Source organism: Xanthomonas bonasiae (assembly GCF_017163705.1).
Taxonomy (GTDB): domain Bacteria; phylum Pseudomonadota; class Gammaproteobacteria; order Xanthomonadales; family Xanthomonadaceae; genus Xanthomonas_A; species Xanthomonas_A bonasiae.
The window spans coordinates 83,153-97,408 of sequence record NZ_JAFIWB010000003.1; the positions used below are offsets into that span (position 1 = coordinate 83,153).

The window sequence follows — 14,256 nt, forward strand, 5'->3', positions numbered from 1 at the left end:
ACTGAACCCGGCGTCCGACGCCGGGTGTGCGCCGTGTCGCCGCCAGTCCGCAACGCCGATAATGGCGAGCGTCCACGCGGCGAGCGCTCCGGCGTTGCCGCTGCCACGCGCCCCAGCGTCCCCTGCGATCCGACCCGCGACCATCGAGCGACCGTGCACAACCGCCCTTCCGCCGCCGGCTCCCTGTCCCCGACCGCCCTGCCCGCGACCGACATGGGCCGCCGCCGCGGACACCGCCATGCATGGGCATCCCGACCGGCATGACCGCGGCCGCAGGTGACCTGGCGCAGCGTGCCGCGCGCCAGCGCCCGCTGCGCGGCACGCTGGCGCTGGCGGCGGCGCTGTGCCTGCCGGGCACGGCGCTGGCGGCCAAGCTGGGCGGCGCGGTCGGGCTCAGTTCGCAATTGGTCGATCGCGGCATCGCGGTGACCGCCGACACCCCGTCCCTGCAGCTCGCCGGCTACTGGCTGCCCGCGCCGGGCTGGTCGCTGGGCGCGTCCGCCAGTACCGCGCTGGACGCGCCGGGCCACCAGTTGCTGACCACGATCGAGCTGTCGCGCAGCTGGACCCTGTCCGACAGCTGGCAGATGCAGGCCGGGCTGCTGCGCTACGACTACCCCGGCAACCGCATCAACCGCCTGTTCAACCGCAACGAGGCCAGCCTCGGCTGGTCCTACCGGGACCGGCTGAGCGTGTCGCTGGCCGCGTTCGAGCTGCCCGACAGCTACCGCGGCCGCTGGTACGGCGCGGCCGACCTCACCGTGCACCAGCCGCTGCCGGGGCAGCTGTCGCTGTCGGCCGGGATCGGCATCAGCCAGGCCCCGCCGGCGCTGTACGGGCTGGACTACGCCGACCACTACAGCTACGGCCACGCCGGGCTGATGTGGAACGCCGGCGCCTGGAGCGTGGAGGTCGACCGCGTGTTCAGCGACGCGCGCAGCATCTACGCCAGGCGCGGCAACGGGATCTGGCCGTGGGTGGTCACCGTGTCGCGCGCCTTCTGATCCGCACGCAACCTTTCCGTGCCGACCCGGCACATACCGGTGCCTGTTGCCAAGCCAGCCCTCCATGACCGACACCGATCCACTAGGCGATGCCACCGACCGCATGCTGCTCCGGCGCATGGCCGGCGGCGACCGCGATGCGCTGGCCACCCTGTACCGCAACTACCACGGGCGCCTGTGCCGGTTCCTGTCGCGGCTGACCCGGCGCCCGGACATCATCGAGGAGGCGATCAACGACTGCTTCTGGATCGCCTGGCAGAAGGCCGGCGATTTCCGCGGCGACTCGCAGGTCTCGACCTGGATCATGGGCATCGCCTACCGCTGCGGGCTCAAGGCGATCCGCCACCACAGCGACGAGGCGATCGAGGACGGGGTGAGCGCCGAAGAGCATTTCGCCTCCTCCGCCGACCCGGACGAGGACCGCGAGCTGCGCGACTGGCTGGGCAAGGGCCTGGAGCGGCTGTCGGCCGACCAGCGCCTGGTGGTCGAACTGGTCTACGGCCTGGGCCACAAACTGGAAGAAGTCGCCGCGATCATGCAGTGCCCGGTGGGCACGATCAAGGCGCGGCTGTTCCATGCCCGGGTCAAGCTGCGCAACGTGCTGCCGGGATTGGCCGGCGGCGCTTCCCCTCTGACGGAGAGCGTGTCATGAAGACAGGCTTCAACGAGCCGGGCAACGAGTGCTCGCATGCCTGGGAACTGATGCCGTGGGTGCTGCAGGCCAGCGCCACGGAAGAGCAACACGAGTGGCTGATCGCGCATCTGGCCAAGTGCAGCTTCTGCAGCGCCGAGTTCGCGCAGCAGAGCCGGCTGCGCATGGCGATGTCGCTGCCCAGCGACGTGCCGGTGGACGCCGAGGCCGGGCTGCAGCGCCTGCTCGGCCGCCTCGACGCGCCGGAACCGCAGCGCCTGCCGGCGCGCGCGCGCTCCAGCTGGACCACGCGGGCGCTGGTCGCCGCGGCGCTGGTGCAGGCGATCGGGCTGGGCGTGCTCGGGGTCAGGCTGTCCGCCAGCGACCAGGGCCAGGGCGCCAGCTACCGCACCCTCAGCGAGACCGCGCAGCCGCTGGCGAGCGACGCGATCCGCGTGGTGCCGGACGCGCGCATGACCCTGGCCGACTGGGACGCCGTGCTGCGCAAGCTGCAGCTGCGCGTGGTCGGCGGCCCCAACGGCGCCGGCGCCTACACCGTGGTGCCGGTCCAGGCCGGGTCGCCGGCGCAGCCGCAGCGCAGCGTGCAGCAGCTGCGTGCGACGCCCGGCATCCGCCTGGCGGAGCCGATTTCCGCACCATGAGCCTGCGTCGTCTCTGCCTGCTGATGGCCTGCCTCGCGCTCGGCGCCTGCGCCCATGGCGGGCGCGGTGCCGCCGACGCGCCCGTGGCGGCCGCAACGGCGCCGGCGAAGACGCCGACCCTGGACGCCTCGCCGGCGTTGGACAGCCAGCGCCAGATCGTGCTCGCGGTGGCCAACCCGATGGCCGCACCGGGCCGGCATGCCGGCTCCAACCTGATCGGCTATGCCTCTTCCAAGTATTACGGGGCGGGCACCCAGGCAGCGGCGACGCTGGACGCGCTGGCCCAGCGCTACGGCCTGCGCCAGGTGACCGGTTGGCCGATCAAGCCGCTGGGCGTGTACTGCGTGGTGTTCGAGCCGGCACCGGGCGCGGCGCGCGACGCGCTGCTCGCCGCGCTGGCCAAGGACGAACGCGTCGCGCTGTCGCAGCCGTTGCAGGAATTCGCCACCTACGCCGACCCGGCGCCGCCGGCCAAGCCCGCGCAGCCGCTGCGCTACAACGATCCCTACGTCGACATGCAACGCGGCTTCGCCGCGACCAACGCCGCCACCGCGCAGGTGCTGAGCCAGGGCCAGGGCGTGGGCGTGGCCATCGTCGATACCGGCGTGGACACCGCCCACCCCGACCTGCAGGGCCGCCTGCGCGAGGTGCGCGACCTGGTCGGCGCCGACCCCGCCGCGTTCAATCGCGATCACCACGGCACCGAGGTCGCCGGGATCATCGCCGCCGGCAGCAACAACCATCTGGGCATCGTCGGCATGGCGCCCAAGGCCATGCTCGACGTGTACAAGGCCTGCTGGTACCCGCAGCGCGCCGGGGCCGGCGCCGGCTGCAATTCCTTCACCCTGGCCAAGGCGCTGGTCGCGATCGGCGACACGCGCACGCGCATCATCAATCTGAGCCTGGGCGGGCCGGCCGATCCGCTGCTGCGCAAGCTGCTCGAGCAGTTGCTGCGGCAGGGCCGGATCGTGGTCGCGGCGATGCCGCCGGACGGCCGCCTGGACGGCTTTCCCGACGGCACCCCGGGCGTGATCGTGGTGCGCACCAGCAGCGCTACCGCGTCGCCGCCGGGGGTGCTCAGCGCGCCGGGCGAGGACATTCTCACCACCCAGCCCAACGGCGCCTACGATTTCACGTCCGGCTCGTCGATGGCCACCGCGCACGTCAGCGGCGTGGTCGCGCTGCTGCTTTCGCTGGCGCCGCAGCTGGACGCGCGCAGCGTGCACGAGCTGCTGCGCCGGACCAGCCGGCAACGCGACGGCCTGCTGCAGGTGGATGCCGCCGCCGCGGTACAGGCGCTGCCCCGCGCCGCCACGACGTCCCGCTGAGCGCAGCGGCCATGGCCAAGTGGATTCCGCACTGGATGCACCGGCTCGCCTCACCGCCGACGTTCTATCGCGTCGCCGGCGCGATCCGGCCATGGGCGCTGGGCGCGGCGCTGCTGCTCGGCGCAGTGGCGTTCTACGGCGGCCTGGTGCTGGCGCCGCCGGACTACCAGCAACACGACGCCTACCGGATCATCTTCATCCACGTGCCCAGCGCCTGGATGAGCCTGTTCGTCTATGCCGCGATGGGCGCGGCCGCCTTCGTCGCCCTGGTGTGGCGGCTGAAACTCGCCGAAGTGGCGTGCATGGCCTCCGCCTCGATCGGCGCCGCGTTCACCTTCATCACCCTGTGCACCGGCTCGCTGTGGGGCAAGCCGATGTGGGGCGCCTGGTGGACCTGGGACGCGCGGCTGACCTCGGAACTGGTGCTGCTGTTCCTGTACCTGGGCGTGATCGGCCTGTACCGCGCGATCGAGGATCCGCGCCAGGGCGCGCGCGCCGCCGCGCTGCTGGCGCTGGTCGGGCTGATCAACCTGCCGATCGTGCATTTCTCCGTGGTCTGGTGGAACACCCTGCACCAGGGCTCCACGGTGCGCGTGCTGGGTCCGTCGAAGATGCCGCTGGCGATGCTGTGGCCGCTGCTGACCGCGGTGCTGGCGAGCAAGTGCTATTACCTGGCCAGCCTGCTCGGGCGCATGCGCACCGACCTGCTGGCGCTGGAGCGCGGCAAGGGCTGGGTGCGGGCGCTCGCCCTGGCCGCACACGCGCCGGCGCCGCTGCCGGAAGCGCGCCTGGCGGCGGAGCGCGCGGCATGAGCGGCTTCTGGGCGATGGGCGGCTACGCCGCCTACGTATGGCCGGCCTACGCGCTGTTTCTACTGGTGCTGCTGCTGGACACGCTGCTGCCGCGCTGGCGGCAGCGGCGCCTGCTTGCCGAGACGCGCGCACAGGTGGTGCGCGAACACAGCCGCCGCCAGCGCGGCGCCGTGCCGCTGTCGCCAGGTCCCACCCATGAATCCCACCCGTAAGCGCCGCCTGCTGATCGTGCTGCTGGTGCTGGGCGCCGCCGCGCTCGCCACCGGCCTGTTCGTGCTGGCCCTGCAGCACAACATCAGCTACCTGTTCACGCCGAGCCAGGTGCAGGCCGGCCAGACCGAAGGCTACCGCGTGTTCCGCCTCGGCGGCATGGTCAAGGCCGGCTCGATCCGGCGCAGCGCCGATTCGCTGCGGGTGGACTTCACCGTGATCGACGCCTCCGGCGCCACCGCGGTCGCCTACACCGGGATCCTGCCCGACCTGTTCCGCGACAACCAGGCGGTGATCGCCACCGGTTCGCTGCACGGCGCCGCTTTCGTCGCCACCGAGGTGCTGGCCAAGCACGACGAGACCTACATGCCGCAGGAGCTGAAGGACGCGATGGCGCAGGCCCATGAGGGCCGCACCGCAGCGGCGGTTTCCGCGTCGGCGGCCACGTCCGCAACGCCATGAAGCCGATGCCGCCCCACCGCGCCGCGCGGCGCTGGCCACGCTCGGCCGCCCTGCCGCGATGACCGCCGAACTGGCCCAGCTCGCGTTGATCCTGGCCCTGCTGCTGGCGCTGGCGCAGGGCGTGCTGCCGCTGCTCGGCGCCTGGCGCGGCGATCGCGCGCTGATGGCGGTGGCGCGGCCGGCCGCCTGCGCGCAGGCGCTGTTCGCCTGGCTGGCCTTCGCCCTGCTCGCCTATGCGCTGCTGCGCCTGGATTTCTCGGTGCGCTACGTGGCCGCCAACGCCAACCTGGCGCAGCCCTGGTACTACCGGCTGGCCGCGGTCTGGGGCGCGCACGAAGGCTCGCTGCTGCTGTGGATCGCCATCCTCGATCTGTGGACGGTGCTGCTGGCGCGCAGCAGCCGGCACCTGCCGGAGGCGTTCGCCGCGCGTGTGCTGGGCGTGCTCGGCCTGATCGCCGCCGGCTTCCTGGCCTTCGTGCTGTTCACCTCCAACCCGTTCGCGCGGCTGTCGCCGATGCCGCTGGACGGCAACGAACTCAACCCGGTGCTGCAGGATCCGGGCATGGTGTTCCACCCGCCGGTGCTCTACACCGGCTACGTCGGCTTCTCGGTGGCCTTCGCCTTCGCCATCGCCGCCCTGCTCGGCGGCGAGCAGCAGCAGGCCTGGGTGCGCTGGGCGCGGCCGTGGACCAATGTCGCCTGGGGCTTCCTCACCGCCGGCATCGTCGCCGGCAGCTGGTGGGCCTATGCCGAACTGGGCTGGGGCGGCTGGTGGTTCTGGGATCCGGTGGAGAACGCCAGCTTCATGCCGTGGCTGGTCGGCGCGGCGCTGATCCACACCCAGGCGGTCACCGAGAAGCGCGGCGCGCTGGGCGCCTGGACCCTGCTGCTGTCGATCCTCGCCTTCTCGCTGTCGCTGCTGGGTACCTTCCTGGTGCGCTCGGGCGTGCTGACCTCGGTGCATGCCTTCGCCGCCGACCCGCGCCGCGGCCTGTACATCCTCGGCTTCCTGATCGTGACGGTCGGCGGTGCGCTGCTGCTGTACGCGCTGCGCGCGCCGCGGCTGGCCGCCGGCAAGCCGTTCGCGGCGCTGTCGCGGGAAACCGCGATCCTGGTCGGCAACCTGATGCTGACCGTGGCCGCGGCGATGGTGCTGCTGGGCACGCTGTTCCCGCTGCTCGGCGATGCGCTGCGCTTGGGCAAGATCTCGGTCGGCCCGCCCTACTTCGGCCTGCTGTTCCCGCTGCTGATGCTGCCGGTGGTGCTGTTGCTGCCGTTCGGCCCGTACCTGCGCTGGGGCCGGACCGAACCGGGCGCGCTGCAGGCAGTGGCTGTGCGCGCGGTGCTGGCCGCACTGGCCTGCGCGCTGGTCGCCTTCGTGCTGACCGACGGCTCGGCCCGCGCGGTGGCCGGCGTCGCCGCCGCCACCTGGATCGGCATCGGCACCGCGTTGTATGCCTACAAGCGCCTGCGCGAAGCGCCGCGCGGGCGCCGTTTCCCGGCGGAGCTGGCCGGCATGCTGTTGGCCCATGCCGGCGTGGCGGTGTTCGTGGCCGGCGTGCTGCTGTCGGAAAGCCTGTCGATCGAGCGCGACGTGCGCCTGGCGCCCGGGCAAAGCGAACACATCGGCGGCTACGCGTTCCGCTTCGATGGCGTGCGCATGATCGACGGGCCGAACTGGAAGGCCGAGCAAGGCACGCTGACGGTGAGCCGCGACGGTGCGGCGGTGGCGGTACTGCATCCGCAGAAGCGCCTGTATTCCAGCGAACGGATCCAGACCGAGGCGGCGATCGATGCCGGCGTCGTCCGCGATCTGTACGTCGCGCTGGGCGAGCCGATGGACGACCAGCACATCGAGAACGCCTGGACCCTGCGCCTGTACTACAAACCCTTCATCCGCTGGATCTGGCTGGGCGGCCTGCTGATGATGCTCGGCGGGTTCGTCAGCGCCTGCGCGCGCCGGCTGCGTGCGCCGCACCCGGTCGCACCCGGCGCCGAGCTTGCCGCGCCGCTCGCCACGACCGCATCGGCGATACCGACATGAGCCGGCTGCTGCCACTGCTCGGTTTCCTGCTGCTGGCCGCGCTGTTCGGCTTCAGCATCTACTGGAGCCGCGCGCACGACCCGCGCGAGGTGCCCTCGCCGCTGATCGGCAAGCCGGCGCCGGCGTTCTCGCTGCCGCGCCTGGACGATCCCGCGCAACGCGCCGGCAGCGCCGAATTGCGCGGCCGCCCGTACCTGCTCAACGTGTTCGGCAGCTGGTGCCTGGCCTGCGGCGAGGAGCATCCGCTGCTGCTGGCGCATGCCAACGACCTCGGCGTCGCACTGATCGGCTACGCCTACAAGGACGACCCGCGCGACGCGCGCGCCTGGCTCGCGCAGCGCGGCAATCCGTATGCGCTGGTGGTGGTCGATCAGGATGGACAGCGCGCGATCGACTTCGGTGTCTACGGCGCTCCGGAAACCTTCCTGATCGATGCCCGGGGCGTGATCCGCTACAAGCATGTCGGCGTGCTGACGCCTGCGGTGATCGCCGGCGAACTGCGTCCGGCGATCGCCGCGCTGGACGGAGCGCAACGATGAGCGGGCCATCTGCGCGGGCGCTGCGCGGCCGGCCATGGACCAGGCCGTGGCTGTCGCTGCTGGTCGTGCTGCTGCTCGCCCACGCGTTGCCGGCGGCGGCGCAGGCGGTGGATCCGTTGCCGTTCCGGGATCGGCAGCAGGAACTGCGCTTCCAGCACCTGACCGCGCAATTGCGTTGCCTGGTCTGCCAGAACGAGAACCTGGCCGACTCCAACGCGACGCTGGCGCGCGACCTGCGCCACCAGGTGTTCACGCAATTGCAGGCCGGCCGCAGCGATGCGCAGATCAAGCAGTACATGGTCGATCGCTATTCCCGGTTCGTGCTCTACGACCCGCCGCTGGCGCCCGGCACCTGGCTGCTGTGGTTCGGCCCGCTGCTGTTCCTGCTCGGCGGCACGGCCATGGTCGTGGCCACGCTGCGGCGCCGGGCCGGCGCCGCGGCACACGTGGCGCCGGACCAGGAGCCGGAAGAACAATGGTGACGGCCGGCTTCGGCATTGCTGCCGCGGGAATGGTCGGCATCGCCTTGGGCGCCTTGCTGTGGCCGCTGCTGCGCCGGCGGCCCGGCGCCCGCGTGCAGCGCTGCGTCGCCGCGGCGCTGGTGGCGGTGACGCTGCCGCTGGCGAGCGCGGGCCTGTATCTGCTGGTCGGCGATCCCGCCGCGCTGGCAGGCATCCCCGTGCAAGCCGCGCCTGCGCCAGACCCGGACGCGGCGCAAGGCGCGCTGCAGCGATGGATGGAGCAGGCCGCGGCCGCGGCGCAGGCCAAGCGCAGCGCCGAGGCGCGCGACGCCTATGCGCAGGCGCTGCGGATCGCCCCGGACGACAGCGAGGCGATGCTCGGCTGGGTCGAGGCGGACATGGCGCAGCAGCCCGACTTCGCCGTCGGCCCGGCCGCGCACGGCATGCTCGAGCGCATCCTCGCGCGGCAACCGGACAACCAGCGCGCGCTATGGATGCTCGGCATCGGCGAGTTCCAGCAACACCGCTACGCCAACGCCGCGATGCGCTGGCGTCACCTGCGGACCTTGCTGCCGGACGCTTCCCCGCTGCGCGAGGCGGTGGCACAGAAGATCGCCGCCGCCGACGCGATGGCCGCGGCGCCCGCCGCCCGGGCGCCTCCCGGGGCGCGCTGAAGCGCGGCTATCGATACGGGCGCGACGGCGCGCTGCCTACGCATCCCCAGCACACGCGAGCCCAGGCGCCACTTGCGCTGATCGAGGCCTGCAGCGCGATCGGCCCGCAGGTGGCCGGCGCTGCCGGTCAGTCGCGCTGCGCAGCCACGGCGCTTGCCCGCCTTGGCCATGCCGCGACCAGCGCACGCACCGCAGGCCGGTTGGACCCTGTCGCATCGCCGATCGCCGAAACCGGTCAGAGCACGGCCTTGATCTTGCCCTGCAGCGTCTCGGCGTTGAAGGGCTTCATGATGTAGCCGCTCGCCCCCGCCTCCTTGAGGGCGGTGATGTCGTCGCGCCTGTCGTTGGCCAGGACCATGATGAACGGCGTGCCGGCCAGCGCACGGTCGCTGCGGATTTCGCGCAGGAGCTGCAGGCCGGTCATCGGTTGCATGTTCCAGTCGCACAGGACCAGGCCGATCCTGTCCGCCCGCAACGCCGCCAGGGCCGACGCACCGTCTGCGGCCTCGGCCACGTCGTCGTAGCCGAGCCGGTTCAACAGGTTCTGGATGGCACGCCGCATGGTGCGGTAATCGTCGACCACGAGAATCTTCATCCATCGCATCTCCGCAGTGATCCGTTGCCGGCATCGATCGGCGATCGCGCGCATCAGGCGCGGGACCGTGCCGTGACGGGAGCGCGGCACCGGCCGTCGGCCCCTTGCGCTCGGCATCGTTGCCTGGCCCATGGTGCCAGCAGCGCGAGAACGATGGCAGCGCAGGAACATGCCCCGAGAGATCGTCATTCGTCCCGAGCCGCTTGCCGGTGCCGTGGCCTGACTGCCGCCTCCGCTACCTGCGGCCATGGCACCAGGCATGGCCGCAAGGTTCGAGCGCCGTCGCCGCGGATCGCTCCGCCAGCGCTTCAGCCGACGGCCAACCCCGGCGGCACGTTGCGCAGCATGGTCCTGGCATGCGCTGCGCCACTGCCGCATTGGCGGCGCATTGCGCAGCAAAGATAGGAATGCGTATCATTAACGTGTTCGGCATTGTTTCATCGCCGCCACGCTCCCGCCTAGCCCGATGCCAAGCCGGTGCCTTTTCCCGACAGGCTTCCATGCATCCAGTTCCTCCCGCGCCCCTGCACGATCCCCACGCCTCGCGCCCGCCCGCCGCGTCGCGGCGTCCATTGCCACCCTGGCTGGGCGTGCTGTCGCGCACCCTGGCGGCGATCTTCGGCGGTTATGCGCTGGCCGCGGCGACCTCCGCGCTGCTGCCACTGCTGTGGCCGAGCCTGCGCGCGCAGGCCGTGCTCAGCGGCATGATGCTGGGCATCCTGGTCTGCGCCTGCACCGCGTTGTGGGCGTTCGCCGCGCGCAGCGCCGGCCGCGCCTGGCTGGGGATCGTCGCGTTGCTGGCGCCGATGGCCCTGGCCATCGCCTGGCTGCAGCAGCACACGCCATGAAGCAGGGATTCCGCCAGTCGATGGCCTGGCTGCACACCTGGACCGGGCTGCTGGTCGGCTGGGTGCTGCTGCTGATCTTCATGGCCGGCACCGCCAGCTACTTCCGCAACGAGATCAGCCGCTGGATGCGCCCGGAATTGCCGCGCGCGTCGCTGGGCACGGACACCGTGGCCGCACGTGCAGTCGCGTTTCTGGAGCGGCAAGCGCCGCAGTCGCCGCAATGGACGGTGTCGCTGCCGGGCGCGCGCTCCTCGTTCACGCAACTGTTCTGGCGCAATCCGCCGCCGGCCGACGGCAGCGCCCAGAGCCGCAAGCAGATGTTCGGCGACGCGCTGCTGGATCCGCTCAGCGGCCAGGCCAGCACCGCGCGCGACACCCGCGGCGGCGAGTTCTTCTATCGCCTGCACTTCGACCTGCACTACATCCCGGTGATGTGGGCGCGCTACATCGTCGGTTTCTGCGCCATGTTCATGCTGGTGGCGATCATCAGCGGGGTCATCACCCACAAGAAGATCTTCAAGGACTTCTTCACCTTCCGCCCGGCCAAGGGCCAGCGCTCGTGGCTGGACTTCCACAACGTCAGCGCGGTGCTGGCCCTGCCCTACCACGCGATGATCACCTACACCGGGCTGGTCACGCTGATGCTGATGTACCTGCCGTGGGGCATCAAGGTCGCCTATCCGAATGCCGAAGAAGCGTTCTACGCCGAAGCGTTCTCGCAGCCGGAGAATCCCCGCGAAGCCAGCGGCCAGCCGGGCACGCGCCTGCCGATCGCGCGCCTGCTGGACGTGGCGCGCGCCGAATGGGGCGCGCAGGCTCCGATCGCCGGGTTCTCGCTGTACAACCCGGGCGATGCCGCGGCGGTGATCGAGATCCGCCAGGGCGAGGGCCGACGCCTGGCCTACGACCCGCCGTCGCTGCTGCTGGATGCCGGCAGCGGACAGGTCCTGGCGCGCAGCGGCAGCCCCGGCGCGGCCGCGCAGACCCGCAGCACGCTGTACGGCCTGCATCTGGCGCACTTCGCCGGGTCCGGGCTGCGCTGGCTGTTCTTCGGTTCCGGCCTGCTCGGCTGCCTGATGGTGGCCAGCGGCGTGATCCTGTGGGCGGTCAAGGAACGGCCCAAGCACGCCAAGGCCGGCCGGATCGGTGTCGGCCTGCGCCTGGTCGACGCGCTGAACATCGGCACGGTGGCCGGCCTGCCGATCGCCTTCGCCGCCTATTTCTGGGGCAACCGGCTGATCCCGGTGCATCTGGCCGAGCGCCCGGAGCAGGAAGCGGCGGCGTTCTTCCTTGCCTGGGCAGCGGCGCTGGTCGCCGCCTTCGTCTGGCCAAGGCGCGCGATGTGGGCCTGGCAGTTGTACCTGGGTGCGGCCCTGTTCGCGCTGCTGCCGGCGCTCAACGCACTGACCACCGACGCGCATCTGGGCAATACCCTGCCGACCGGCGATTGGGCGCTGGCCGGCGTGGACCTGGTCTGCTTCGGGCTGGGCTGCGTGCTGGCGGTCGCGGCGCGGCGCATGCAGCGCTGGCAGCCGCCGCTGTCGGCGGCCGAACGCCGCGCGCGCGAACGGGCGGCGGCGCAGCCCGTGTCGACCACGGCACTGGAGACGCCATGAACCTGCTCGGCCTGGGCCTGGCCTTTTCCGGCTTCGTCGCGCTGTGCCTGGCGATGGAGAAACACCAGCTGGAGCTGTACGGCGCGCAGCGCGCCGCGCCGGCGCGGATGCGCCAGCTGCGCATCGGCGGCTGGCTGCTGCTGGCCGCGGCGTTCGCGTGCTGCGTGACAGCGCTGGGCTGGACCATCGGCCCGGTGCTGTGGCTGGGCACGCTCAGCGCCAGCGCCGCGCTGCTGACCTACGGCCTGCTGCCGTACCGGCCGCGCGCCATCGTGCCGCTGGCGCTGGCAGCGCCGCCGCTGGGGCTGGCGGCCGCGCTGCTGTCCTAGCACGCACGGCCAATGCACTCACTTGCCGGCACTGGCTGCCGGCGGTCGCAGTTCGGTCGCCACGCGGGCGCCGCCGATCACCAGCAGCAGGCCCGCCGCCAGGGTGATCGCCAGGTACAGCGGCACCATGCCGCCGCGCCCGTTGCGCAGGAACACCAGGCTTTCCATCATCAGCGAGGAGAACGTGGTCAGGCCGCCGAGCAGGCCGACGACCAGCAACGCACGCCAGTACGGCGCGCTGGCGCCCTTGCCTTCGATCCAGACCAGGAGGAAACCGCCGAAGAACGCGCCGACCAGGTTCACCGTCAGCGTGCCCCACGGGAAACCGGCGCCGTAGCGCTGCAACAAGGCGCTACCGACGGCGAAGCGCACACCGGAGCCGACCGCGCCGCCGGCCATCGCAAGCAACAGCTGCTGCCACCACAGGGCGAAGTTCATGCGCTGCCCCGCTGCGCGGCGGCGCGGCGGCGTGGGAAAACGAAAACGAAGTGCGGCATCGTGGTCTCCAGATCGGGCGATGCCGGGGCGCAGGCCTGCCGCCCCGGCGGGGGTTGGGCAGGCATCATCAGCGCGCAGGGACTGCGGGCGGTTCGAGGAGGAATGCCATCTCCTTGATGCCGATTATGAGCGCGTCGGCTTGGCCTTGTCAGCCCGTGCCTGCTCGCGTGCGGCGCGCAGCCGGTCGAGCTTGTCCTTGAGCTTGATCTCCAGGCCGCGCTCCACCGGCCGGTAGTACACGCGCTCGCCCATCGCATCCGGAAACCCGGTCTGGTCCAGGGCGATGCCGCCTTCGGCATCGTGGTCGTACTGGTAGTGCTCGCCGTAGCCGAGGGTCTTCATCAGCTTGGTCGGCGCGTTGCGCAGATGCAGCGGCACCTCCTGGGTACCGCTCTCGCGCACTTCGGCCTTGGCCTGGTTGAACGCGGCGTAGCCGGCGTTGGACTTGGCGGTGCTGGCCAGGTACAGCACCAGTTGCGCGAAGGCCAGTTCGCCTTCCGGGCTGCCCAGCCGCTCGTAGATGTCCCAGGCTTCCAGCGCCATCTGCTGGGCGCGCGGATCGGCCAGGCCGATGTCCTCGATCGCCATGCGGGTCAGCCGCCGCGCCAGGTAGGCCGGATCGCAGCCGCCGTCGAGCATGCGCGTCAGCCAGTACAGCGCCGCATCCGGGTTGGAGCTGCGCACCGACTTGTGCAGCGCCGAGATCTGGTCGTAGAACTGCTCGCCGCCCTTGTCGAAGCGGCGGGTGCGGTCGGCCAGCACCTGCAGCAGGGTCTGCGGGGTGATCTCGCCGTCCTCGCCCTGGGCCAGCTCGGCGGCGATCTCCAGCAGGGTCAGCGCACGCCGCACGTCGCCGTCGGCGGCGCTGGCGATCTCCAGCAGCGCGGCGTCCGAGACCTGGATCGCGTCCTCGCCCAGGCCGCGCTCGCTGTCGTGCAGCGCACGCTGCAGCGCCTCGACGATGTCCTGCGGCGACACCGATTCCAGCACGTGCACGCGGCAGCGCGAGAGCAGCGCCGAGTTCAGTTCGAACGACGGGTTCTCGGTGGTGGCGCCGACGAACAGGATGGTGCCGCGCTCGATGTGCGGCAGGAACGCGTCCTGCTGCGCCTTGTTGAAACGGTGCACCTCGTCCACGAACAACACCGTGCGGCGCCCGTCGGCGAAGCGCTGCGCGGCCTCGGCCAGCACCAGCCGCACCTCCGGCAGGCCCGACAGCACCGCCGAGATCGCCTTGAACTCGGCCTCGGCATAGTGCGCCAGCAGCAGCGCCAGGGTGGTCTTGCCGCAGCCGGGCGGTCCCCACAGGATCATCGAATGCACGCGCCCGGACTCGACCGCGCGGCGCAGCGCGCTGGCCGGGGCCAGCAGGCGTTTCTGCCCGACCATTTCGTCCAGCGTGCGCGGGCGCATGCGCTCGGCCAGCGGGCGCATCGCATCGCGATCGACGCTCAGCAGGTCGGGGGTATCGGGGGCGAGGAGTCTGCGCTTGGCCACCTGCGCATTCTATCGCCGGCGCGTGCAGGCCGCGCGTTGCCGGTGG

General features: G+C 71.7%; 17 protein-coding genes and 1 riboswitch. Of the genes, 14 read left to right on the forward strand and 3 right to left on the reverse strand.

Annotation, left to right across the window (positions count from 1 at the left end):
- Positions 1-242 precede the first annotated feature (242 nt).
- The 11 genes from JR064_RS04995 to JR064_RS05045 all read left to right on the forward strand — a co-directional run bounded on the left by JR064_RS04995 (position 243) and on the right by JR064_RS05045 (position 8,827).
- Positions 243-1,004: a TorF family putative porin gene (locus JR064_RS04995; RefSeq protein ID WP_241092865.1), complete on the forward strand. Its 762-nt coding sequence runs from the start codon at positions 243-245 to the stop codon at positions 1,002-1,004.
- A 64-nt stretch (positions 1,005-1,068) separates the two neighbouring features.
- Positions 1,069-1,656, forward strand: a complete 588-nt coding sequence (locus JR064_RS05000; protein ID WP_179564641.1) for an RNA polymerase sigma factor — start codon at positions 1,069-1,071, stop codon at positions 1,654-1,656.
- Positions 1,653-2,297: a zf-HC2 domain-containing protein gene (locus tag JR064_RS05005; RefSeq protein WP_206229013.1), complete on the forward strand. Its 645-nt coding sequence runs from the start codon at positions 1,653-1,655 to the stop codon at positions 2,295-2,297. The genes JR064_RS05000 and JR064_RS05005 overlap by 4 nt, the downstream gene beginning before the upstream one ends.
- 2 nt (positions 2,298-2,299) lie before the next feature.
- On the forward strand, positions 2,300-3,625 hold the full coding sequence (locus JR064_RS05010) for a S8 family serine peptidase (protein WP_425510273.1): 1,326 nt from the start codon (positions 2,300-2,302) through the stop codon (positions 3,623-3,625).
- Positions 3,626-3,636: 11 nt separating this feature from the next.
- Positions 3,637-4,437 (forward strand): heme ABC transporter permease CcmC, encoded by an 801-nt coding sequence (gene ccmC, locus JR064_RS05015; RefSeq protein WP_179564635.1) that lies wholly within the window; start codon positions 3,637-3,639, stop codon positions 4,435-4,437.
- A complete protein-coding gene (gene ccmD / locus JR064_RS05020) occupies positions 4,434-4,649 on the forward strand; it encodes a heme exporter protein CcmD (protein ID WP_206229015.1) in 216 nt (71 codons plus the stop codon). Before ccmC ends, ccmD begins: the two co-directional genes overlap by 4 nt.
- Positions 4,633-5,109: a cytochrome c maturation protein CcmE gene (gene ccmE / locus JR064_RS05025; RefSeq protein ID WP_206229016.1), complete on the forward strand. Its 477-nt coding sequence runs from the start codon at positions 4,633-4,635 to the stop codon at positions 5,107-5,109. Before ccmD ends, ccmE begins: the two co-directional genes overlap by 17 nt.
- Positions 5,110-5,167: 58 nt before the next feature.
- On the forward strand, positions 5,168-7,153 hold the full coding sequence (locus tag JR064_RS05030; RefSeq protein WP_206229017.1) for a heme lyase CcmF/NrfE family subunit: 1,986 nt from the start codon (positions 5,168-5,170) through the stop codon (positions 7,151-7,153).
- Positions 7,150-7,692, forward strand: coding sequence for a DsbE family thiol:disulfide interchange protein (locus JR064_RS05035; protein ID WP_206229018.1), 543 nt, complete (start codon positions 7,150-7,152; stop codon positions 7,690-7,692). Before JR064_RS05030 ends, JR064_RS05035 begins: the two co-directional genes overlap by 4 nt.
- Positions 7,689-8,174 carry a cytochrome c-type biogenesis protein gene (locus JR064_RS05040; protein ID WP_206229019.1) on the forward strand — a complete coding sequence of 162 codons (486 nt, stop codon included), beginning with the start codon at positions 7,689-7,691 and terminating at the stop codon, positions 8,172-8,174. Before JR064_RS05035 ends, JR064_RS05040 begins: the two co-directional genes overlap by 4 nt.
- Positions 8,168-8,827, forward strand: coding sequence for a tetratricopeptide repeat protein (locus tag JR064_RS05045; protein ID WP_206229020.1), 660 nt, complete (start codon positions 8,168-8,170; stop codon positions 8,825-8,827). The genes JR064_RS05040 and JR064_RS05045 overlap by 7 nt, the downstream gene beginning before the upstream one ends.
- Before the next feature lie 235 nt (positions 8,828-9,062).
- Here the strand turns inward: JR064_RS05045 and JR064_RS05050 are convergent, their stop codons facing one another.
- Complete coding sequence (locus JR064_RS05050) at positions 9,063-9,422, reverse strand: response regulator (protein ID WP_206229021.1); 360 nt, start codon at positions 9,420-9,422, stop codon at positions 9,063-9,065.
- 500 nt (positions 9,423-9,922) lie between these two features.
- Between JR064_RS05050 and JR064_RS05055 the strand changes: the two genes are divergently transcribed.
- The 3 genes from JR064_RS05055 to JR064_RS05065 are packed head-to-tail and all read left to right on the forward strand — an operon-like array spanning position 9,923 to position 12,215.
- Positions 9,923-10,270 (forward strand): DUF3649 domain-containing protein, encoded by a 348-nt coding sequence (locus JR064_RS05055; protein WP_191824223.1) that lies wholly within the window; start codon positions 9,923-9,925, stop codon positions 10,268-10,270.
- Positions 10,267-11,886, forward strand: coding sequence for a PepSY-associated TM helix domain-containing protein (locus JR064_RS05060; protein WP_206229022.1), 1,620 nt, complete (start codon positions 10,267-10,269; stop codon positions 11,884-11,886). The genes JR064_RS05055 and JR064_RS05060 overlap by 4 nt, the downstream gene beginning before the upstream one ends.
- On the forward strand, positions 11,883-12,215 hold the full coding sequence (locus JR064_RS05065) for a DUF3325 domain-containing protein (protein WP_179564617.1): 333 nt from the start codon (positions 11,883-11,885) through the stop codon (positions 12,213-12,215). Before JR064_RS05060 ends, JR064_RS05065 begins: the two co-directional genes overlap by 4 nt.
- Before the next feature lie 18 nt (positions 12,216-12,233).
- On the opposite strand, the gene crcB is transcribed toward JR064_RS05065, so the two are convergent.
- The gene (gene crcB / locus JR064_RS05070; protein WP_179564615.1) at positions 12,234-12,653 is read right to left on the reverse strand and encodes a fluoride efflux transporter CrcB; all 420 of its coding nucleotides are present in this window, start codon (positions 12,651-12,653) and stop codon (positions 12,234-12,236) included.
- Between the two features lie 111 nt (positions 12,654-12,764).
- A riboswitch (Fluoride riboswitch) is annotated at positions 12,765-12,835 on the reverse strand.
- A 1-nt stretch (position 12,836) separates the two neighbouring features.
- Complete coding sequence (locus tag JR064_RS05075) at positions 12,837-14,147, reverse strand: replication-associated recombination protein A (RefSeq protein ID WP_206229095.1); 1,311 nt, start codon at positions 14,145-14,147, stop codon at positions 12,837-12,839.
- Positions 14,148-14,256: the final 109 nt, after the last annotated feature.